General features: G+C 49.1%; 20 protein-coding genes. 8 read left to right on the top strand and 12 right to left on the bottom strand.

The window, feature by feature from the left end; all coding sequences use genetic code 11:
• Positions 1 to 44: 44 nt before the first annotated feature.
• On the top strand, positions 45 to 968 hold the full coding sequence (locus ACF8PK_RS12515) for a LysR family transcriptional regulator (protein ID WP_014257632.1): 924 nt from the start codon (positions 45 to 47) through the stop codon (positions 966 to 968).
• A 248-nt stretch (positions 969 to 1,216) separates the two neighbouring features.
• On the opposite strand, the gene ACF8PK_RS12510 is transcribed toward ACF8PK_RS12515, so the two are convergent.
• The 8 genes from ACF8PK_RS12510 to ACF8PK_RS12475 form a co-directional block, all read right to left on the bottom strand.
• Positions 1,217 to 2,635 (bottom strand): ATP-binding protein, encoded by a 1,419-nt coding sequence (locus ACF8PK_RS12510; protein WP_392441600.1) that lies wholly within the window; start codon positions 2,633 to 2,635, stop codon positions 1,217 to 1,219.
• Positions 2,625 to 3,281, bottom strand: coding sequence for a response regulator (locus ACF8PK_RS12505; protein ID WP_004727088.1), 657 nt, complete (start codon positions 3,279 to 3,281; stop codon positions 2,625 to 2,627). Before ACF8PK_RS12505 ends, ACF8PK_RS12510 begins: the two co-directional genes overlap by 11 nt.
• A 2-nt stretch (positions 3,282 to 3,283) precedes the next feature.
• Positions 3,284 to 3,919, bottom strand: coding sequence for a tetratricopeptide repeat protein (locus ACF8PK_RS12500; RefSeq protein WP_392441599.1), 636 nt, complete (start codon positions 3,917 to 3,919; stop codon positions 3,284 to 3,286).
• Complete coding sequence (locus tag ACF8PK_RS12495) at positions 3,916 to 4,761, bottom strand: SDR family oxidoreductase (RefSeq protein ID WP_014257635.1); 846 nt, start codon at positions 4,759 to 4,761, stop codon at positions 3,916 to 3,918. The genes ACF8PK_RS12500 and ACF8PK_RS12495 overlap by 4 nt, the downstream gene beginning before the upstream one ends.
• Before the next feature lie 10 nt (positions 4,762 to 4,771).
• Entirely contained in the window at positions 4,772 to 5,455 is a 684-nt protein-coding gene (locus ACF8PK_RS12490; protein ID WP_014257636.1) for a TenA family transcriptional regulator, read from the bottom strand.
• 48 nt (positions 5,456 to 5,503) lie between these two features.
• Positions 5,504 to 7,027, bottom strand: coding sequence for an AMP-binding protein (locus ACF8PK_RS12485; protein ID WP_392441596.1), 1,524 nt, complete (start codon positions 7,025 to 7,027; stop codon positions 5,504 to 5,506).
• Entirely contained in the window at positions 7,027 to 7,644 is a 618-nt protein-coding gene (locus tag ACF8PK_RS12480) for a thermostable hemolysin (RefSeq protein WP_004727093.1), read from the bottom strand. The genes ACF8PK_RS12485 and ACF8PK_RS12480 overlap by 1 nt, the downstream gene beginning before the upstream one ends.
• Before the next feature lie 128 nt (positions 7,645 to 7,772).
• Complete coding sequence (locus ACF8PK_RS12475; protein WP_392441824.1) at positions 7,773 to 8,354, bottom strand: class I SAM-dependent DNA methyltransferase; 582 nt, start codon at positions 8,352 to 8,354, stop codon at positions 7,773 to 7,775.
• 280 nt (positions 8,355 to 8,634) lie between these two features.
• Between ACF8PK_RS12475 and ACF8PK_RS12470 the strand changes: the two genes are divergently transcribed.
• A complete protein-coding gene (locus ACF8PK_RS12470) occupies positions 8,635 to 9,513 on the top strand; it encodes a LysR family transcriptional regulator (RefSeq protein WP_004727095.1) in 879 nt (292 codons plus the stop codon).
• Positions 9,514 to 9,715: 202 nt separating this feature from the next.
• Positions 9,716 to 10,615, top strand: a complete 900-nt coding sequence (locus tag ACF8PK_RS12465; protein WP_038151678.1) for a cation diffusion facilitator family transporter — start codon at positions 9,716 to 9,718, stop codon at positions 10,613 to 10,615.
• On the opposite strand, the gene ACF8PK_RS12460 is transcribed toward ACF8PK_RS12465, so the two are convergent.
• Positions 10,612 to 10,785: a tyrosine-type recombinase/integrase gene (locus ACF8PK_RS12460; protein WP_392441593.1), complete on the bottom strand. Its 174-nt coding sequence runs from the start codon at positions 10,783 to 10,785 to the stop codon at positions 10,612 to 10,614. The genes ACF8PK_RS12465 and ACF8PK_RS12460 overlap by 4 nt on opposite strands.
• A gap of 389 nt (positions 10,786 to 11,174) precedes the next feature.
• Here ACF8PK_RS12460 and ACF8PK_RS12455 point away from each other — a divergent pair, with 389 nt between their 5' ends.
• Positions 11,175 to 11,699 (top strand): SHOCT domain-containing protein, encoded by a 525-nt coding sequence (locus ACF8PK_RS12455; RefSeq protein ID WP_392441591.1) that lies wholly within the window; start codon positions 11,175 to 11,177, stop codon positions 11,697 to 11,699.
• Positions 11,700 to 11,864: 165 nt separating this feature from the next.
• On the opposite strand, the gene ACF8PK_RS12450 is transcribed toward ACF8PK_RS12455, so the two are convergent.
• Positions 11,865 to 12,908, bottom strand: coding sequence for a GMP reductase (locus ACF8PK_RS12450; RefSeq protein ID WP_004727097.1), 1,044 nt, complete (start codon positions 12,906 to 12,908; stop codon positions 11,865 to 11,867).
• A 566-nt stretch (positions 12,909 to 13,474) separates the two neighbouring features.
• Here ACF8PK_RS12450 and ACF8PK_RS12445 point away from each other — a divergent pair.
• Positions 13,475 to 14,032: an outer membrane beta-barrel protein gene (locus ACF8PK_RS12445; protein WP_038151681.1), complete on the top strand. Its 558-nt coding sequence runs from the start codon at positions 13,475 to 13,477 to the stop codon at positions 14,030 to 14,032.
• A gap of 144 nt (positions 14,033 to 14,176) precedes the next feature.
• Complete coding sequence (locus tag ACF8PK_RS12440; RefSeq protein ID WP_004727099.1) at positions 14,177 to 15,172, top strand: 2-hydroxyacid dehydrogenase; 996 nt, start codon at positions 14,177 to 14,179, stop codon at positions 15,170 to 15,172.
• Here ACF8PK_RS12440 and ACF8PK_RS12435 read toward each other — a convergent pair.
• Positions 15,161 to 16,633 carry a bifunctional ADP-dependent NAD(P)H-hydrate dehydratase/NAD(P)H-hydrate epimerase gene (locus tag ACF8PK_RS12435; RefSeq protein WP_014257640.1) on the bottom strand — a complete coding sequence of 491 codons (1,473 nt, stop codon included), beginning with the start codon at positions 16,631 to 16,633 and terminating at the stop codon, positions 15,161 to 15,163. The genes ACF8PK_RS12440 and ACF8PK_RS12435 overlap by 12 nt on opposite strands.
• Before the next feature lie 216 nt (positions 16,634 to 16,849).
• On the bottom strand, positions 16,850 to 17,524 hold the full coding sequence (locus ACF8PK_RS12430) for a response regulator transcription factor (RefSeq protein ID WP_014257641.1): 675 nt from the start codon (positions 17,522 to 17,524) through the stop codon (positions 16,850 to 16,852).
• 578 nt (positions 17,525 to 18,102) lie between these two features.
• On the opposite strand from ACF8PK_RS12430, the gene ACF8PK_RS12425 reads away from it, so the two are divergent.
• Together ACF8PK_RS12425 and ACF8PK_RS12420 are read left to right on the top strand one after the other, a co-directional pair.
• Complete coding sequence (locus ACF8PK_RS12425; protein ID WP_014257642.1) at positions 18,103 to 18,726, top strand: response regulator transcription factor; 624 nt, start codon at positions 18,103 to 18,105, stop codon at positions 18,724 to 18,726.
• A 3-nt stretch (positions 18,727 to 18,729) separates the two neighbouring features.
• Positions 18,730 to 22,302: an ATP-binding protein gene (locus tag ACF8PK_RS12420; protein ID WP_392441587.1), complete on the top strand. Its 3,573-nt coding sequence runs from the start codon at positions 18,730 to 18,732 to the stop codon at positions 22,300 to 22,302.
• Positions 22,303 to 22,339 lie beyond the last annotated feature (37 nt).

The following is a 22,339-nucleotide window of genomic DNA, read 5'->3' as shown; positions in this document are numbered from 1 at the left end:
AACAATGCTATGCTTGCGCCACCGTATTCTGCTTTATTTATTTTATGGATTATATTCATCTATCGAGATTCAGTTTAAAGCACCTGACGGCACTGCACGTGATGCTCAGCACACGCAGTGTGACGCAGACCGCCGCCCGCCTGTGCGTGAGCCCGTCCAGCATCAGTAAGATTCTGGCCCAGTTACGTGAGTTACTCGATGATGACCTGTTCTATCGTGATAGCAACCAGTTGATTCCAACCCCTTACGCGTTGCAAATGGGCCCGGCTGTTCACAGTATTCTATCCAGCATGAATGGCCTGTTGCATCAGGCAAACTTCGACCCCAAACAGTACAGTGGGCACTATCGGCTAGCGATGCGCGAAAGTACGTTGGAGCTGTTTGCAGAAGACATTGCCAACATCATTTCCGAATGCTCACCCAATCTTTCATTAACCATTCATTCCAAAGAGTATTACGGATTTGAAGCGCTGCAGCGCGGCGTGATTGATTTCATGATTCTGCCGCACGACATCAGCCAACCGCCGACATACGCGCAGGACTTGGTGTGGCATGTGATCACCGACGATGAGATGGTGTGTTTAATGCGGCCAACGCATCCGCTGGCAGATAAAGAGATGACCACGGAAGATTATCTCTCATACAAACACATCGCGATTTTGGATAAGGAACTCAGCGAACCCTTCTTTGAGAAGAACCTCGCCCAACGGCATAAATCGCGTCAGGTGAGTGTGACGACCGCCGATTTCGGCGCGGCCGCCATCATGTGTCAGCACACCGATTTGCTGTTTACCTGTTCAAAACATTGGGCAGAGCGCGCGCATCAGGCGCAAGGCTTAGTCTGCAAGCCGCTGCCGTTCGATTACGGCACCGTAGCCTACAGTTTGGTGTGGAACAAACCGAGCATGAACGATCAAGCGATGAAGTGGCTGTGCAAGCAACTGACCAAAGGTCAGTGCGGCTGCTAAGTGAAATAGGGCAAACAGAAAAGTAAAAAGGTCAGCAAACGCTGACCTTTTTACTTTTCTGTTTTTGATTTTATTTATGTCAAACCCTAGCCATGAGTTGTTAGTCAATAAACAGATTTCGATGATGAAATCAGCCAAACGATAAGTTTCGCTACTAATTTCATATCTGCAGTGTATGTATTCTGAGGGATTTCCGACAGTGAAATTACGTAAATAGTCAATTTACGTTTTGGAAAAACCTTGCAGGACTAGGCTTTAGGCAGGACTACCCAGAAAGTATTACGCTCATTTTCTCTTGGCATCAAGGTGATCGTGCCGTGATGCAGCTTAGCAATGTCCTTAGTAATGGACATACCCAGACCGGCCCCATCCCCTTTTTCGGTGTTGGCTCGGTAGAAGTTTTCAAACAGTTTCTCACGGGCCTCCTCGCTCAGCGCTTCCCCCGTGTCACTGACCCACACATTCACAACCTGACCTTCCTCTTGCACCTCGACTTTGATCTGGCTGCCTGCCCCCGAGTAACGAATGGCGTTATCCACCAAGTTGGTAAATAGAATCCGCAGCAGGGATTCATCTCCCAACACAAAAATATCGTCGCCGTCGAGAGAGAGCTCTTGTTGATTGCGCAGCGCAAGCGGCACCAGTTCGGCAATCACACCTTGCACCAGCTTCGTCAGGTTGATGCTGGAGAATGTTAAGTCATGGATGCTTTCCACCCGCGCCAACATCAGCAACTGTTGAATAAGGCGATCCGTGCGCTCAATGCCGCGCAGAATATTGCTTAAATCGGATTTCAACTGCGCTTCATTTTGGCTCAGCAGGGCGTTTTCCGCATTCAGTCGCAACACCGTCAACGGCGTTTTCAATTCGTGAGCAGCCATGCGGGTAAAGCGTCGTTCACGCTGCCACGCCTGATCCAACTCGGTCAGCAATCTATTTAACGAGTCCACCAGCGGAGAGAGTTCCTGCGTAGGGTTCGACACGTAAATGCTATCAAGCTTGTTGGCACTACGCTGGGTAATGGCGCGTTTGAGCTCAGAAATCGGTTCAAAATGTTTGCCAATCAGCAAGGCCATCACCAAAGCCAGACAGGGAATCAAAATCAGTTGCGGCAAGGCGGTTGAGAGCGCCAATTCGCGGCTCATCTCGTCTCGAATCGACTGTTTCTCCGCCACAATCACGTATTCTGGCTGAGTATGATATTGCGTCGGCAGCGGCAATTGAAAAAAGCGCCATGGCTTGCCCTCAATATCCAGATAGCCAAACCCGGCGTAGCGCGGATCGTGTGCAACCCGGCTGATCGCGGGAATGGAACTCCACACTAGCTCCCCACTGAGGTAAAACTGAATCAGAATATTGCGCTCGTAAGGGTGGCCGAAAGTGGTGGGCGAATCGCCGCCCTTAGATTGCTTGGCAATCCGCGCCATCCAAGTATCAAGAATCTCGCTGGCGCGGCGTGCTTCCAGCCCGTCTTCTTTGACGGGCATCCCCAGCAACAGCATTTTAGCCGACTGCCCTAAACGGGCATCATACACTTCTTCAATCTCATGCTGCGACGCGGTAAAGCTGAAAAACAGTGACACAAGGATCAGCACCGTCGACAGCAAGACCACGGCGATGGTGAGACGTTTCTTGATTGAAAACGCGTATTCCGCACTATTTTTCAATGATGTACCCTACACCACGAATGTTTTTGATCACGTGATTTGACACCTTTTTCCGCAGATTATGAATATGCACCTCGATGGCATTGTCGCTCGCTCCTTCATCCCAGCCGTGCAGGGATTGTTGCAGTTGCTCTTTGCTCAGGACACGACCCGCGTGCGTCATCAACGACGCCAACAATTTGAACTCGTTATTGGTGAGTTTCAGGCGGTTGCCCTGAAAATCGACCGATTGTTCAGACAGCGACAACGATAACTCCCCCACGTCGATGCGCGTGTCACAGTAACCCGATTGACGACGAATCAGCACCCGCAGGCGCGCCATCAACTCTTCCAGCGCGAACGGTTTGATCAGGTAGTCATCAGCGCCGCCATCCAACCCTTTCACGCGATCGTCAATGTCATCGCGCGCGGTCAGAATCAATATCGGCAGCGTAAAACCAGCGCGGCGAATGTGACGCAGCACCATCAACCCATCAATATCCGGCAGGGTGAGATCGAGGATCACCGCCATAAACTGCTCGGTTTTGAGCACGGTCTCGACGCCCGAGCCGCGCTCGACCCAATCGACGGTGTAACCGTGGCGACTCAACGAGGTCACCATTGAGCGGCCTAATAAAACATCATCTTCGACAAGCAGCAAACGCATTTCTAATTCAACGCTCCCAGTTTCTTCGCGATCTCTTGTTGTCGCCCTTGATCAGCCAGCGGACGCGCTGGACGTGGTTTGGCCTGCTGGGCTTTGGTCAAATACTGAATCGCTTCGGCTTTGCGGCCGTCCTGCGCCAGAAAATCACCATAAAAATAGTTCGGATCGATGCCATCAGGATTGATTTCCAACGCTTTTTTTAGCATCGCTTCCGCTTTGTCATCGTCGCCAAAGCCAATTGGCCAACCCGGTACTTGATAGTATAGCGAACCTAAACTGGTATACGCGGAGCCATCTAACGTTTCTGGCGCTGTTTCAATCACTTGTTCCAGTAACACTTTGGCCTCTTTCACCAACGACAAGGCGCCCAAACCGCCATCCGCCCCGGCAAGAGACGATTTATTGATCGCCAGCCAAACTTTCAGTTCCTGACGCTCGGGCGCGGCTTTTAATGCCTCTTCGTTCCGTTGGATCAGATTTTCCAAGCAATACACCTGATGATCTTTGTCCTTCGATTGATACTGACACACGGCCCATTTTTTCTGAATGGTTTGCAGCGGGTCAGCACCGGCGGCTGCGACAGACATGGTTGTACCTAAAGTTAAAGCTGCGATGCTCAGCGTGATCGTCCGTTTCATCGTTCGTCCCTCATGATGTGCGGTGAGCGAGGCGGCTGCACCGCTCCCGGTGTGATGTAGTGATGAATGGTGTCTTGTTGTTTGCGAATCGAGGCAGACACCACCGTGGGAATGAGCTGGTTTAAGCGCGCAAACAACTTTTCCGGCCACCCAATCCACATTGACGCGCGCTCTTTTTCCAAGATAGACACCACATGGCGTGCGACGACACTTGGCGCATCGCTGCGGTTGCCCAAATCACGATTCATTTGCGTGACACGGTCATCATTGAGATCGGTGTTGGTCGCCCTTGGCGCCAGATACAACACGCGAATTCCCGCGCCATCTAACTCGCGATCCAACGCCTCGCTGAATCGCTGTACGCCCGCTTTCGCGGCGCAGTAGCTGGTGTAACCCGGAAAGCCAATCGAACCGAAGGTCGAGCCGATGTTCAGGATGATGCCCGGACGTTGCAGCCAACTCAACGCCGACTGACTGGTCAACATCGGTGTCATCAGATTCAGGTGGATCTCTTCGCGCAGTGATTTCGCGCTGCGCTGAGCCAGAAAACTAAACTGGTTATTGCCCGCATTGTTAATCAGCACATCGATGCGCTGATCGCGGTGAACCTGTTCAAGCGCGAAGGCTTTGAGCACATCTTCGCTATCAGGATGTTGGAAATCGATGGCCAGGACGTGATGACGCTCTGGACACTCAAGGCTGTTTTTCAGCGCTTCCAGTTTATTGCGGCTTCGCGCCACTAAGATCAGGGCGGCGCCTTTCGCTTCCAGCGCTTGGGCGATTTCTCGGCCAATGCCGCCCGAGGCACCAGTTAACAGCACCCGTTTACCTTGTAAGTTCATCGTCTTGTCCTCACGCCGCGTGTTGGAATGCATGCGGTGTCAGCTCACGCAGCATCTCGCCGTAGAGTCGAAACACCATGTTAGCTGAATCGATGATCGCTTGCTGATCGACCGGATCGGTAATTTGGTTCATCAACCTTTCAAACAGTTGAATGTGGTCTTGATCCAGCACGCTGTGCGACGTCAGATAACTCATGGCATTCTCCGGCAAATTTAGCGTCTGTTTCACCAAGGCGGCGACCTCACCGCCCACCCCGACACTGGTGCCTTCCAGCACCCAAACCATGCCAAACAAAGCGATGGGATTGACACGATCAATTTGGTGATAGAGATAAGCCACCATCAATTCAATCGGCGCGCCCACTCGGCCCTGAGCCTGATTGGCTCGTACCAAGTCAGCGTCAGCACCACACGCGGTGATGTCGTTGAGGATCCATTCGTGATGCCCACTCTCCTCGTCGATGTATTCCCCAACAGCTTGGCGCAGCCATTCATATTTCTCGGGCAAGCGTCCACCACACGCCATCAACAGCGGCACCGTGTGTTTGACGTGATGAAACGCCTGCGTCAAAAATGCCACGTAGGTTGCGCGGTCAATGTCGCCACGCGCACATTGGGCGAAAATCGGCGCCTGTAATAGGGTTTGCTGCGCAGCTTGCGTTTGCTGTTTCAGTGTTTGGAAGAATTCACTCATGCTGTTTTCCTCTTTCCATTCGGGTCAATGGCGTTTGAGTCCCACGACTCAACTCCACGATTCATGCTGTTGCGTTGTGTGATTTAAGTTGCTGGTGTCATTCAAGTTGGTCGTGATCGTGTGCTGCCCGCCAACAGGAAGCTGCGCCAGCCAATGTTCAAATTGTGCCCGCACTGGGCGCCCATTGGCGGTGTATAACCCAGGCTGCTGTTTGAGCCCTGCCAGCGTCACCACTTTGCCAATGCGGGCATAGTCCGGCAGCGCCGCATTGAGCTTGCGTAGGCTGACCGCCACAATTTCGGGCTGATTGCTGTCGACCACCGCCGTGAGGGTCGATTGTCCTTCCCCTACCACCACCATGCTATGCAGCGCGGGCAACACTTGCGCTTCCGATTCCAGCCACTCCGGCGACACGTTGCGCCCGAACGCGGTGATGATTTGGTTTTTCTTGCGGCCATTGATGGTCAGAAAACCCTGTGCATCCAGATGTCCCAAATCGCCAGTGGCCAACCATGTTTGCGTAAACGCTTCGCCGATATAACCCAGAGCCACGTTACCGCGCACCAGTACTTCACCATCATCAGCAATTTTCACCTCAACATGCGGCAGCACGCGGCCACTGGTCCCCGGTTTGTGAGCGCTGGGCGTGTTCAAACTCACCACGGAAGCACATTCCGATAAGCCGTATCCTTCAAATGCAGGAATGCCCAATGCGCGTGCCTTGTTTAGCAAGGCTGGCGTGACACGAGCACCGCCGACCGCGACAAACTTAAGCGAGCGCGCCAACGTTGGGTTCAACGTAACAATATGAATCAGCGCCATCAGCAGCGCGGGGGTTAACACCAAACTGCTGGGTTGATACTGACTGAGCGCGACCGCAAACTGATTGGGATTGAACTGACTTGAGCCAGACAGCCCCACATTTTCCCCTGGCACCACCACCGACGTAGCACCGAGCAACATCGGTACGTAAACGCCGGTAATGTTCTCCAGCAAAGTGGACAGTGGCAGTAAAATCAGGTGCGTTTCGCAGCGCGTTTCCGTCGCGATCGCATCGGCCAGAGCACCACTGACTTGCGCCAGTTGTTCATCGCTCAAGCAGACGCCTTTGGGTTGCCCAGTCGAGCCTGAAGTGAACGTGATTTTGCTGCTGTCAGGTAACCAATGAGCGCCATGAGCATGTGAATTGCGCCACAATGGCAAGCCTTCCAATTGCCCCAGCAGTTCCGGTTGTAAGCTGTGCCATTCACCAATCAATACATCGGCGCCTGAACGCTCCAAGGTATGCACGATTTGGGTTTCACTAAAAAACATCGGTACGGGCACCACCGGAATGCGCGCCTGCATCGCGGCCAAATCGGTAATCACCCACCCCAAACTATTTTCAGCGCGCAATGCGATGCAACGCGCTTCAAGCTGAGTGAGCAGCGCCGCCGCTTCTTTGACACGCACCCACAACGTCAGATAACTAATGGACTCGATCTGTTGTGTGCGCTCGCTGTAACCTTGAAATGCAATCGCATCGGGCGTCGTTTCCGCGCGTTGGGCCAATGCCTGTAAAATGGTGTTCATCAGAAACCTCCGCTTAAACGATGTTTGCGGTCAGAAAACAGCGCCTGCAAATGCACCAAAGCGCCTTTCAGATTACCGGCGACAATGCGCGGCTGATAGTGGTAATAGCTGCCCCAAATCGTGTGGGCATCTGGAATACGAGTGGGATCGGCTTCAGCCAAGATGGTCGGGTCCAACCCCAAACGACACATCATGGCGTAGAGCGGGTCGGTGGCGGTAAAAATGCACCATTCAAAGCCTTGTTCGACCAGCTTTTGCGTCATCAGCAGAAAATGTAGGGAGGAAAACCCTTTGGAAAACGAAGCCAATTGGCCAAATTCGATCAATTGAGTGCGCTCGACGGGACGCTTGAACGTGTTGGCAAGTAAGGCGTCCGCCGGGTGATCTAAATATTGCTCAAGAAACAGCGCCTCGTCGCTGGCAACACGGTAACCACACAAGGACTTAATGTGGTCATCGTCCATCAACGCCATGAAGGTCGGCATAAAGCAATTGAGACGCGCATCAAACGCCAATGAATAACGTTGCGCGATATAGTGTTCGACTTCATCCCGCTTGGGATGGTTACGATCAATGATCGCCAGTTCAAGCGCGTGATCGTGAAAAAAGTCTTTCATTCAGAAGCCCTCTCTGTGCCCGACACCATGAGCTTATGGCGGCAAGCTTAAGAGACACTTAAGAATCTTAAGAAAACAAAAAAGCCGCGACAGAAATCCTGTCGCGGCTTAATTTAGTCAATAAATTTCTATTTTCGGCCGACGCCCATCACCACGGGCACAACGCCTTGTGGCGTTTTCACGTCAAACACTTTGCTCACTTCAACCGTCGCAAAGCCCGCTTGCGTTAGCATGGCGTGCGCATCACGTTCGCTTAAGCCGAAGTCCGGATCGTTGTCGTCCACCAGCCAATCCCAGTGCACAAATAAACCGCCTTCGTCTAGCAAGGTGTAGATGATCTCGGCCATTTCTTCATGGTTCGGCACAAAACCGCACACTGAAGAGGCAACCACCACATCAAACTGCTTGCGAAACGCCGGATGCTGCGCAACCAAGCCACGCGTTAAGTGGTCCACCACCGGCTCCACATTCACCAGCTCTTTCTTGTCCAACTCTTCAATCATGGCTTCGGACGCATCCAAAGCCACAATGTCTTTTGCCACTGGTGACATCAGTTGACTTAGCAAACCCGTGCCGCAACCAAAATCAAGCACGTGCTTGCCTTCAAGCGAAATGAGCTTATTCAGTTGCTGAAAAACGTTCTGCGCAAAAACGGTTGTCGCTTCGTCTTTTTCCCAATCCGCTGCGTATTCGTCCCAGTCGTGTGCCATCATGGCCTCCGTGTTACTTCTTGTATTCGGGCAAATGTGCCCAAGTGACCTCAAATTGGCAGGCTCATTTCCTGAATGCACAAGCATTTAGGTTAAACCCGTAAGTTTGAGACTACTCGAACACACCAAGATTAAACCAAAACGGAGTAAAGTTCATAGAGTTACAACGCAATCTTGCGCAAGAAAATCTGAATTTGAGTCAATTGGCGAATATTAGAGCAGATAGGCAGCCTGACGAAAATTGTTTATGATTCGGCAACTTCTATCCAATGAGTCTGCTATGAACCTGTCCCAAATTGAAGCTTTCTGCACCATCGCCAATACGGGCTCGGTTTCCGAGGCTGCCCGCCAGCTTGAGTGTAACCGCACCAAGCTGAGCATGGCGATCAAAGCATTTGAAACCGAGCTGGGTGTCGAACTGTTTACGCGCACCGGAAACAACCTCACGTTGTCTGAGGCGGGAAAAGCCATCTACAAAGATTGCGAGAACATGCTCATCACATCGACCCGCATTCGCCGCACCTGTTCGCAAGTTTCTGATGAGTTTGCCGCCGAGATGTGGATTGCTCGTGATGACTCGCTGCCGGACTCGTTGTGGCAAGATCTGGCGCACTCACTCAATAAGCTCTTTCCCAACACCTCGTTTAACATCGTGTTGGCATCCAGCGGTGACTTGGCAAACTTGGTCTCGACCCAACAAGTCGACTTTGCTTTTGGGGTTGACTACGAACGTCTCGATGACCCACGCATCGGTTATCAGCCACTCGGTAAAATCCGGATGATGTCGGTGTGCAGCACCACACACCCGCTCACCAAAATCAAACGCGTGACCGATGAAGACCTGCGTAAATCGATGCAAGCAGTGATGGTGTACCTCAACGAACGTGATAACTCCAGCCTAGAGCCCTTTTCTCGCCGCTACATCGGCTTTTCAAGCTTTGAATACATGTTGAGTACCATCCTGACCGAAAGTGCCTGGGGCGTGCTGCCAGAGCCGCTGATTCGTCACCATTTACGCGAACAGCGATTGGCCGTGATTCGCCACACCTACGGTTTGACTCAGGAAGACTATTGTATGTTTAGCGTCGCCGGCAGTTCAGAAAACCCAGCTATGGTTTGGCTTGCTGACAAGCTCAGTGACTATCTATTTGACTTCTAATCGCTGTTTATTTTGCACTCGACTGGCGAAAGGCCAGTCAGTGTCAATATTATTGACAGAAATTTAAACTAATAACTCATTGATATTTAAAAACTAAATCTAAAATCCTTCAAAACTACCTGTTCAAAAAAGCAAATCACCATTGTAAAGCTCGGCCGATCAGCCAAAATAACCTCAGTTATCCAACAGGTATAAAAATAAAATGAGTGCTCCAAAAAGTTTTAACGAAAACCGTGTTCTGACCCTCTCAGCCCTTTTCGCATCTATGTTTGCTGTAGCTGGTCTTGTTGTCGGTCTGCTTGTAGGCTCTCTGGTTATCGTGTTCGACGGTGTTTATTCTCTCGTCAGCCTACTGTTAACAATCTTGTCGCTAGTGGCGGCACGCTACATCAGAAAACCTTCTGATTCTGAGTTCCCATTCGGACGAGCATTGTTTGAACCAGCCGTGATTGCGGTCAAAGGGACCGTCATTCTGATGCTCGTCTGTTACTCACTGTACTCTGCGATCGGTTCTATGTTTACCGGTGGTCGTGAAGTCGATGCGTCTATCGCAACTGTATTTGGTGCTATCAACGTGATTGGTTGTGCCATCGCTTGGTGGTACATGGTGTCACTAAGCAAGAAACACTCTTCTGGCCTTATCGGCGCTGAAGTAAAACAGTGGCAGATGGATACACTGCTGAGTTTAGCGGTAACAGTCGGCTTCGTGGTCGCATGGTTGATGACTCTGACACCGATGGCAAATTACGCGGTCTACGCTGACCCAGTGATGATGCTTGCAATGTCGTTCTACTTCATCAAAGTTCCATTTGACATGCTACGCTCAGCAATGCGTGAAATCTTCCTGATGTCACCAAGCGAAGAAATTTGCCAAACCGTTGACCAAAGTGTGGTTGTGGCCTGTGAAGAGTCCGATCAGGAAATTGAATTGGTCGGTGTAACGAAAGTTGGTCATGAGCTTTGGGTTGACGTTGATATCTACCCAGAAGACAACTGTGACACCATTCTGGTTGAAGACATCGAACAAACGCGTCAAACCATCGAAAAACATCTCGAAAAATTGCCGCTGAAACTGCAAATTACCGTAAACATCGCAAGTTAACGACAATTGATAAGAACCCGCCGAACGGCGGGTTTTTTATTCCCACCACATCTAGAAAACCCAAGTATTTTTTGCAGCGTGATGATGTTGCTGCCCTTCATCATCAAGTGGCTGGCGAACATATGGCGCAGAACGTGGAACCTCCCTTTCACTCTTCCGTTTCGCCCCATCGAGCACCTATGGCTGCAGTCAAGCACCTACTTTTTTTATGCTCATTATCCGCACACTGAACAACATGGGCTGACATGCATATTGGTACGCAATGGTGGTGATAAAGCCTAAACCGATCACACAATAAGACTCTCTCATTTGATATTGTGGGTACGTTTCATTTGTCAGTTGTTGGAATTCTAAAACCAACTAAAAAATATAGGTGACTTAAATAACCTCCTAATATATGTTTCACTGGAATTATATATAAAAAGTTCATTTAAAATCGACTAATATGCTTTTATATGAATGGTTAAAAATTACAGTCGAATATTGCTTAAAGTCAAAACATGTTAAGCAAAAATTGATATTGTTACCGCGGTACAAATTCAAATCAAATGAGGTAAATATGTTAGGTGGGATTTTTTTCTGGTTTTTATTGGCAATCGCTGTTGGTTTTTTAGCTTCCAATTACAATCGTAGCAGCTTTCTGTGGTTCTTGTTAGCTTGCATCATTTCTCCTATTATTGCGGCCATTTTCCTACTTATTATGGGGAAAAACAACGAAGCAGAGGTTCTTGAGAACCTAGCTAGAGTTCAAAAATCTCAACAAGATTTTATTGAACTATATTGTGCCAACGAAACAGTAGTAAAGAAAAACCCAATATTAGAAAATACCTTCAAAGAGCTATCAAATGCCAAAGCTTCTAGCACATCCCAGATCACTGTCGAAGACATCGATAAAAAAATTAATATGCTGTTAATGGAAGTTGCAAGAGCTGAAACACCGAAGCAAGAGCACGTTGAAACACACACTGAAGAAACAAATGATCACTTTTCACAGTTAGAAAAATTAAAAAAATTACTAGATATCAATGCTATCACCAGTGAAGAGTTTGAAGCGAAAAAAGCAGAGATACTGAGTCGCCTATAAATACCACGAGCATAACAAACTGTTAATAGGGTATCGCCCACTGCCTGTTTTTGTAGTTGAGGGTGTTTTTATTTGGCGTGACATTAGTATCAAGCAAACATTGAGATAAAAAAGAGCCGCTAAAAGCGGCTCTTAATATTTCGTATTTTCCGAAGAGTTAACAAATTACTCTTTACCGAATACGTTGTTCTCTTGCTCTTGTACGCGGATGAACGTGGTACGCTTGGTTAGCTCTTTCAGCTTTGCTGCGCCTACGTAGGTACAAGTTGAGCGCACGCCGCCGAGGATGTCTTGGATGGTGCCGTGCACACTGCCACGGTATGGCAATAGGACAGTTTTTCCTTCAGCTGCGCGGTAACCCGCGACGCCTCCAGAGTGTTTGTCCATCGCGCTCTTTGAAGACATGCCGTAGAACTTCATGAACTTCTCGCCATCTTTGTCGATGATCTCGCCGCCTGACTCTTCGTGACCAGCCAGCATGCCGCCCAACATCACGAAATCTGCGCCGCCACCGAACGCTTTTGACACATCACCAGCGCATGAACAGCCGCCGTCACCGATGATTACGCCGCCAAGGCCGTGCGCTGCGTCGCCACATTCAATGATGGCAGACAGTTGTGGGTAACCCACACCGGTTTTCACGCGCGTGGTACATACGGAACCTGGGCCAATGCCCACTTTCACGATGTCTGCACCGGCCAGAATCAGCTCTTCACACATGTCGCCTGTGACCACGTTACCAGCCGAGATCACTTTGTCTGGGAAGGCTGCGCGCACGCGCTCTACGTATTCCACCAAGTGCTCTGAGTAGCCGTTCGCGATGTCGATACAGATGAAGATGAATTCATCAGACAGCGCCATGATGTCTTGCGTTTTTTGGAAATCAGCATCCGACGTTCCGGTTGAAACCATCACGTTGTTTAGCGTTGCTTTGTCTGCTGTTTTTGCAAACTCCGCCCAGTCCGCCACTGTGTAGTGTTTATGAACCGCGGTCATTACACCATGCTCAGCGAGGGCTTTCGCCATGGCAAAGCTGCCCACGGAATCCATGTTCGCCGCTATAACTGGCACGCCAGACCATTGACGGCCACTATGCTTGAAGGTAAACTCGCGGGTTAAATTTACTTGAGAACGGCTTTTCAGGGTTGAACGTTTCGGGCGAAACAGGACATCTTTAAAACCTAACTTAAGTTCTTGTTCGATACGCATTGTGTAATTCCTTGATTGATTCACAGTTTGTGTCTCTGTTTGCAGAGTGCGTTGTACTTCGGTTGGCAGACTTCAGTACTTTTCGGACACAAAAAAACCGGAGCGTTGGCAGACGCTCCGGTTTTCAGCATTATAGGTTGTGATTTCTTTCCGGCAAGTCTGATATTTGTATTTTTTTTGTGTTACGCTGTCGAAGATTTCATACCCATTGCCATTTTCTACGCTCCCCCCAATACAACATTCCATTAAACCTCATCGTAATCAACGAGTTATTAACAAAACCCTTATTTACTTGATCACGTAAACGTTCACCGCAAACGTTCACTTCGATGACATCAAATATTAAATTGCGATATAGATCTCACTTCCATAGGCTGATTTTTGTTCAACCCTAAGTGTTCTTCCCTGCAATTTCTTTGTGGATCACACATTTTTTTCTTTCTCACAAGAGAATCATAGAATCGGTTCGAATATTGCTAAGGTTTTACTGTTGCCTGCAACTTTGCCGTGTGGCAATGCCAAACACCGGTTTGGCTCACTTCATTTCATGGCAGTGGAGAACGAGAATGAAAAAACTAGGGATAACAGGGATCACGTTGGCCGCATTGTGTGCCGCAATGCCAACAATTGCCGCCACTAACGGCCAACATCAGTTTAGCGTCGATGCCGGGTACAGCACGCTCGACAACGGTCACAGCAGCGATCAAGTCTTTACCACGACCGTAGGATACAGCTATTACTTCTCCACATTCTTGGGTGCGGATTTGGGGTATACCGGCACGCTCTCAAGCAAAGCCAAGCTCAACGACGGCAACGGAAATGACATCGAGACCCAATACGACAGTTTCTATGGGGGTGTTCGTGTAGAAGCGCCGATCATGCAGTTTGCTACCGTGTATGCGCGTGGCGGCGTCTCTTATACCCAACTCGAGGAGACGAACGTCTCGTCTTCGCCCAGCACAACCTCAACGCATTCTGGGGTGAATCCATACCTGAGTGCCGGGGCGCGCGTACAATCTGCCTTCAACCCAAATCTCGAATTCAATGCGGAAGTGACCTATCAAGATCTCGACAAAGGCTACTCCAGCACCGCCTTCAGTTTGGGCGCTCGTTTTCGAATGTAACGATTTTTGCCACAATGTGAACAAACGGTAAGCGGCTTACGCCCAGCCTTTGTTCACATACAAAAGTTAGGGTTTATTTTTCTCACCATCCGTTTAACTATAGCGATAATTACTTCAAGTCAGGTCTTAATTAAGGAGACTGCTATGATCGATATCGCTTTCTTCAGCGCAAAAACATACGACGAAGCCTCATTCAAAAAAATCGTCGATAAAAACACTTTTACGCTGCAATTCCACGACTTTCGTCTGACCAAAAAAACCGCCAAAATGGCCAAAGGCAGCAAGGTGGTGTGTGCGTTTGTGAACGACGATTTGAGTGCGACCGTGTTGGAAGAACTGTATCAAGGGGGCACTCGCCTAATCGCCATGCGCTGCGCGGGCTTTGATAAAGTGGATTTAGACGCCGCAAAACGCATTGGCATGCAGGTGGTTCGCGTACCGGCATATTCACCAGAAGCGGTGGCAGAGCACGCGGTCGGGTTGATGATGTGTCTGAACCGCCGTTACCACAAAGCGTATCAGCGCACACGTGAGGCCAACTTCTCGTTGGAAGGCTTGGTGGGCTTTAACTTCTATGGCAAAACCGTGGGTGTGATTGGTTCAGGCAAGATTGGCATTGCAGCGATGCGTATCCTCAAAGGCCTTGGCATGAACATTCTCTGCTTTGACCCGTATGAAAACCCATTGGCCATTGAAATCGGCGCGAAATACGTTCAATTGCCGGAGCTGTATGCAAACAGCGACATCATTACGCTGCACTGCCCGATGACCAAAGAAAACTACCACCTGCTGGATGAGCAAGCGTTCGCTCAAATGAAGGATGGTGTGATGATCATCAACACCAGCCGTGGCGAATTGCTTGATTCAGTCGCAGCCATTGAAGCGCTCAAACGTGGCCGTATTGGCGCGCTGGGCTTAGACGTATACGACAACGAAAAAGATCTGTTCTTCCAAGACAAGTCGAACGATGTGATTGTGGATGACGTGTTCCGCCGCCTGTCCGCCTGCCATAACGTGCTGTTTACCGGTCATCAGGCGTTTTTGACAGAAGATGCCCTGCACAATATCGCGCAAACCACGCTTAACAACGTGCTGGCGTTTGAGCAAGGCACCAAATCTGGAAACGAATTAGTTAACTAAACTGCGCAGATGGTGCAGTAAGTCACTGGCGAGCAAGCCTCGCTCGCCAAAGGCTTTCGCGTTCTGATCGGCCGCTAAACTGTGGATCAGAACGCCCATTTTTGCCGCCTCAAACACGTTCAGGCCCTGAGCCAACAACGACACAATAATGCCGGTCAACACATCCCCCATGCCGCCCGTTGCCATGCCCGGATTGCCCGCCAGACAGACAAATATTTCTTTGCCGTCACACACCAACGTCCCCGCACCTTTCAAGACCACCACGCCGCCATATTTCTTCTGCAACGCTTTAACCGCGCTATACCGGTCGGCTTCAATGTGCGCCACTTTGGTGTCGAGCAACTTAGCGGCTTCTGCCGGATGCGGGGTGATAATGCGTTGGTGATCAAAATTGGCAGACTGCGCCAGAAAGTGCAGCGCATCCGCATCCATCACTTTCGGCTTGGTTTGGTTTTGCACTTTGTGCATGATTTGACGTGCGGTATCGTTGCGGCCAAGCCCAGGGCCAATCGCGACCACGTCACACCACAAGAGGCGCTCCTCGATCAACGATTCATTGCTCCACCCCGCGGCCATGATTTCAGGGCAAACCGACAGCAGCGGCGTGGTATTGCTCGGATGCATCAAGCTTGCCGTTAAACCACTGCCAACGCGTGCACAGGCTTGAGCCGCCAGAATAATCGCACCGCCCATGCCTTCGTTCCCGCCGACAATCACCGCTTTGCCATGGCTGCCCTTGTGCGAACAGGGTTCCCGTTTCGGCAGCAGGTGTTTGATCGCTTTGGGATCCAGCGATTGAACTGTCGGCGCATTCTGCTGGCTAAAACTCTCTTCCACTCCAAGGCCCGCGAAATGCAACTCACCGACGTAATTGCGCGCTTTGCCCGTCACCAAACCTTGTTTTAAACCAATGAAGCTGACCGTGTGCTGAGCATGAATGGCCGCCCCCAACACTGCACCGGTATTGGCACATAAGCCCGAAGGAATGTCGATGGCGACGATCGGCGCAGAACAGCGGTTGAGCGTGTCGATGAGTTGCTGCATTGGCTCACGAACCGTGCCCGATAACCCCGTCCCCAGCAAGCCATCAATGACCAAATCTACATCATCCGGCACCCTATCATCGATGGGGTAAACATCGCCGCCGTGATCCAACCAATGGTAATAGGCCGAAAGCGCATCGCCCTTGAGTTGCTCTGGGTCGCCCATTTGCCATACCGTGACTTGCACGCCAAGTGAGCGCGCTAGGCAAGCCACAATATACCCATCGCCACCATTATTACCGCCTCCGCAACACACCAGCCAGTGGTGCGTTGCCGGGTACTGAGCGTACGCCACGGTAAACACCGCTTGCCCCGCCCGCTCCATCAAGCTGAACATCTCCAGCCCTTTGGCTTTGGCGGCCATCACTTCACCTTGTTTGACTTGTTGCGCGGTATAAAAAAGACGTGGTAGTGGCATTTGGAACCTGTCCCTGTATAAATCTAAACTTATAGTTTATACCAAAAATGGCGCATCAATGATTTGCAAACCATATTTGTGCAACAATCCATGCGGAAATAGATAGAAAACATCGTGCCTCTACATCATCAGTCGAACGAAATAATGTAGAGGGAAATATCGAATGAAACGGGGCAACAAGAAACGGCTGCGCATGAAATCGGACAAAATAATGCGTTAGAGCGTGTTCGCCTTTAAGCAATAGCCAATCCCGCGAACCGTTTTGATACTCACATCAGGGAATCGCTCGCGAAGACGAAATATATGAGTATCCAGCGTTCTCGTTTTCATGGACTCGGAATAACCCCAAACATTTCGTAAAATTTCATCTTTTGAACACACGCGGCCAGAGTTTTCTAGCAGAAAATACAAGAGATCAAATTCTTTGGTAGATAATCGGTATTCCTTACCGTGATAAATCGTTTCCCAAGAGACACGATTTAATGTAATTGGAATTCCAGGACATATTAAGGTGGTCATTTTACTTTTTAGCGGATAGAACTTTCGAATATGGGCTCGAATGCGCGCCAATAATTCTAAACCGGAACAAGGTATATCAACAAAGTCGATTGCTCCGGCATCCAAAGTTCGGACTTTTTCACCCGTGCTAAAATTAATTCCCAGCACAACAAGCGGTAGTCGCTTACATGCCATCATCCGAGCGATGAGTGGCAAATCCTTGGTGCTGTTCATTTTCCAGATCACTAAGTCTGCATCGACCCAAGCATCCGTCTGAGGGCGGCAGTTGACGTGAGTTAAACATTCACACCCAACCATTTCTAGCCCCATTACTATCGCTTCGGTTAACGCCTCATCGTCATTGATGATCAATATTCGTTTGTTTGAAAACATTTAAAACTTCAAAATAAGCGGCATTAAAAATAGTCATGACATGATGATTTTTAATGACTAACGTCTATTCCAATATCAACTCATCATTTCATTCATATTTTACTTGAGGTGAACGAAACCACCTTTCTTCTATTTTACCTTGTTACACATGACGCCCTTGTAGGAAATTTCCGATAAACAGGGAAGAATTGTCCCGCCTATCACAGGGAATGGTTTATCTTTTATTTGAGCATGTATATGATCAAAACGATTATCACAGCCAATCATTCACGGCATAAATTTAACAGCAACGAATTCAGCTGAGTGATGGCTAAAATTCATTTACTTAAATAATAGTATTGTGAGCATAAAAAACGGATTCAAAATAAACACATTTTTAACATTTTAGCAAAGATTATATAAATAAAAATAAATCGTAAACACGACACCCAACATAACAACCAATAGGAATAGACATAAATTGCGAACAAAACATCATATTTTTCAATTTTTTCGTGAATAGATACGCCCCAAATTGTATCCAAAGACACAGTATTTAACTTATCCACAAAAAATTCGTTATCTCAAAGAGATTACATATGAAAAATATATTAATTGTTGATGATCACCCAGCAATCAGAATGGCTGTCAAAATACTCTTAGAATCGGCAGGGTATGAGGACATTCGTGAAGCAACCAACGGGGTTGACGCGGTTAAAATGGCCCATACGGAGCGTTTTGACTTGGTGATTTTGGACATTGGCATTCCACAGCTTGATGGCATGGAAGTCATGAACCGTTTAAGAAAGCTGCAACCCATTCCCAAGATCTTGGTGCTCACCACACAACCCAGTGAACACTTCGCAACACGCTGTTTACATATGGGGGCATCGGGTTTTGTCTCCAAAAGTGAAGACATCACAAACATTATCGACGCCAGTCGCGCGATCTTATCCGGCCATAGTTATTTCCCGGTCGCCTCATTTCACCATCAAAATGCAGCCCTTTCTGGTCAAGAAAGTGAAATGCTGAAACTCTTGTCTGACCGAGAAATGATGGTATTGCAGCAATTGTCCCAAGGCCTCACAAACAAAGAAATTGCTGACAAAATGATCCTTAGCAATAAAACCATTAGCACGTATAAAACCCGTCTAATGGAAAAACTAGGGAGTAGTTCGCTACTGGAGTTAATTGAGTTCGCCAAAAGGAACGGTGTCGTTTAATTTATGAAAAAAATACTCGTTTTTCTCATTGTCTTATTCTCTGGCCATCTCGTTTATGCCAACGAGCACTATCAAGAACTCAAATTGTACGGTCGTGAAGAAAATCGAGTACAGTCCATTCCATTGACCAAGGAGCAGCGCGATTGGCTACGGCAAAAAAACGAAATCGTTTTAGGCACGTCAAACCCTGACCATGCTCCTTTTGACATCACCACCAGCGGCGTCGATTTTGAAGGCATTACGGCCGACTACTTAGCCTTGATCGCAAGCATGCTCGAGGTGAAAGCGACGGTCAGAGTGTATCCCAACCGAGAGCAAGCCATCCAAGCCCTCAACACTGGGGAGATCGACTTGATTGCCGGCGCCAACGCATTTGAAGTGCATCAGCAGCCGTTCTCTCTCACTCATCATTACGTTCCCGACCGCTCCGCGTTTTTTACCAAAGATCATCGCCTCACGTTTTCCAACAGCGATGACATCGATCAGCAATCGATCAGTGTCGCCAATGACTATTTGCCGAAAGAATTTCTCACCACGCTCTACCCCAACGTGGCATGGAAATTCTACCCGTCCATCAACGCCGCGCTGAGCGCATTAGCGTTTAATGAGGTCGATTACTTCTTGGGCGATCTGGTCACCACGAACTACTCGATCAACCAGCAGCTTCTCAATGGGATTAAGCCCCATAGATTTATTGAGATGGCTCCCACCGGGTTTGGATTTGCCTACCGAACATCAGATGCACTGTTGGGGGATGCCATCAATATCGCGCTGGATCACGTCACGAAAAACCAGAATCGAAGCATTCTTAAGCGCTGGAGCGCGGGCTCAAGCAGCTACTTGTACAACGACCCCATTTCACTGACCGCCGAAGAAAAGCAATGGATCAAGGAAAATCCGGTCATTAACTTCGTCACCGTCGACACCATTGCGCCGCTCTCATTCCTCGACCAAAACCAAAATTTCCAAGGTGTCTCCAAAGACATTTTGAGCATCATTAGCTACCGAACGGGTTTGAGTTTCAACGTCACCATTGCCGACTCCGTGTCCGAAGCCAATCAACAGATCATCAACGGCGAGTCCGATCTCACCATCCTCACGCCCAGTGAGAGTCGGGGGAAGGACATGCTGTTTACGCGTCCGTTTATGCAATCCAATTTGGTGTTGGTGACGCGGCATAAAAGTGCCATAAGTCGCATGTCTGACTTGGAGGGAAGGACCCTTGTCTTGGATAAGGGCAATATCATCATCGAGAAAATCAAGCGCGATTATCCAGGCATCAACATCATGATTGCGGATAACACGCTAGATTCGATGCGAGTACTCAATAGCGCAGGCGCGGATGGCACGATTACACAACAGAAAGTCGCGCAATACTATGTGAATCGACTTTATGACAAGAAACTCAAGATCGTCGATATCGTCTACCCGTCGATCAATGTCAGCTTTGCGGTCTCGATGGCCAATCACCCGTTAAAGTCCATCGTAGAAAAATCCATCATGACGCTCTCCCCCGATGAACTGTCAATTATTGCCAATAAATGGTGGAACAACGCTTATTTTAGCTCTCAAAGTTGGCGCGACTATCAGAGCCAAATTTATCTCATTGCCGCATTTCTACTGTCTTTAGGCATCATTTCCACATTTTGGAATCGACGCCTCGCCCAACAAGTGAAAGAGCGACAGGCCGCCGAAAACTCACTCAGCGCGCAGTTACAATTCATGCAATCGCTGATTAATGGCATTCCGCATCCGATCTATGTCAGAGACAATCAACTCAAACTGGTCACTTGCAACAGCCAATACTATCAAGTGTTCGGCCTCGACCGAGCTTCGGCCATTGGCAAAACGCCACAAGAAGTGAAGAAGAATTTACAAGAAGCCGTCAAGTTTGAATCGGATTATCAGCAAGTCATTCGAACCGGAGAGCCGATTCTTGTTGACCGAACCTTGCATGTTGCAGGCACTGAGCTGAGCATTTATCACTGGATTGAACCGTATAAAGACACGGCTGGACATTGCCTTGGAGTGATTTGTGGCTGGATCGACGTCAGCGATCGCCGCGACCTTATCGAACAGCTCACGCAAGCCAGCAAAGCAAAAACCACCTTCTTAGCGACCATGAGCCACGAAATCCGCACGCCGATGAATGCCATCATTGGTTTACTAGAGATTGCGATTAAGAAATCCCATCAAGGCCATTTCGATGTGCCCGCGTTGGAAGTCGCTTACGACTCTGCACATAATCTTCAGGTGTTAATTGGCGATATTTTGGATATTGTTCGCATCGAATCAGGCCATATCAGCATCGCCCCTCAGCGAGTCAACCTGCGGGATCTGGTGGAATCAATTACGCGTGTCTTTGATGGATTGGCGCGCCAAAAGTACATTCAGCTCGACGTGCATATCGACCCGACCATCACCCAAGATGTGTATGTTGACCCCACACGGCTCAAACAAATCCTCTCCAACTTACTGAGCAATGCAATTAAGTTTACCGATCAAGGTGGCGTCACCGTGACCGTCACCAATCATGGACCTAGCGAGACAACGTTCACAGAACCAGAACAACAAGGCTCCATCGCCGAACGCTATAGCTTTGTGGTGAAAGACACGGGCACTGGCATCAGCGAGGAGGCGCAGCAACGCTTGTTTGCGCCTTTTGTACAAGTGCACAGCGATGTGGACAGACGGGGCGCAGGCCTAGGGCTGTCGATCGTTCAGTCCTTATCTAACATGATGGGTGGCACGATTGCGCTATGCAGTGAAGTGGGGGTCGGCACGCAAATTGAAGTGTCGCTCCTATTGCCCGTGCTGGAGCCTGAAGTGGCCAAAGTCACCGCCTCCTTGCCGAATTTGGCGCCACAAACCCACCTGATCTCGAAAAAAGTATTGATCGTCGACGATCATGCCGCAAACCGATTATTGCTTGGCGAGCAACTCAAATTCATTGGCTATCAAGTGATCGTCGCTGACAATGGCTTTCAAGGTTTTCAAAAGTGGAAAGCACAACCGGAAATTGAAATTGTGATCACGGACTGCAACATGCCCGGAATTAACGGCTATCAATTAACCCAAAAAATACGCCAAGCCGAAGCCCAGTCAGAGCGCTATCACACACATATCATTGGTTTTACCGCCAATGCTCAGCTCGAACAGCGGCAGCGCTGTTTAGATGCCGGCATGAACGATTGCCTCTTTAAGCCACTCATCATCAACGACTTAAAAGAAGCGCTCGCTAAAATAGCCAAGCAAGTCCCCGCCTCGCCCACACTCAATGACAGTGCTTTAGGTGACGACATTCGCCAACGGATTGTCAACGAAGTGGTAAAAGAGAACGTGAATGACAAGCAACGCCTGCTGGCATCATTGGCAAATCATGATTATCAAACGCTGGGCGATATTGCGCACAAAGTGTGTGGTGCCGCTAAAATCATCAGCGAACACGACCTTGCCACCGCTTGTAAACAACTGGAACAGTTAGTGAAAACTGAGGGGGACATCGTTCATCACGATGTGCAAATGGCCGTCAATCGAATGGTTGAATTGATGGATGCGTTAGCCAAAGAGAAATAAAAATATGGTGGCTTATATCGCGATTAAGCCACCACAC

Origin of the sequence: Vibrio sp. CJQ_6 (assembly GCF_043106745.1) — a bacterium.
Lineage (GTDB): Bacteria > Pseudomonadota > Gammaproteobacteria > Enterobacterales > Vibrionaceae > Vibrio > Vibrio furnissii.
The sequence above is the reverse complement of the archived record's forward strand: the minus strand, read 5'-3'. Positions and strand labels throughout refer to the sequence as shown.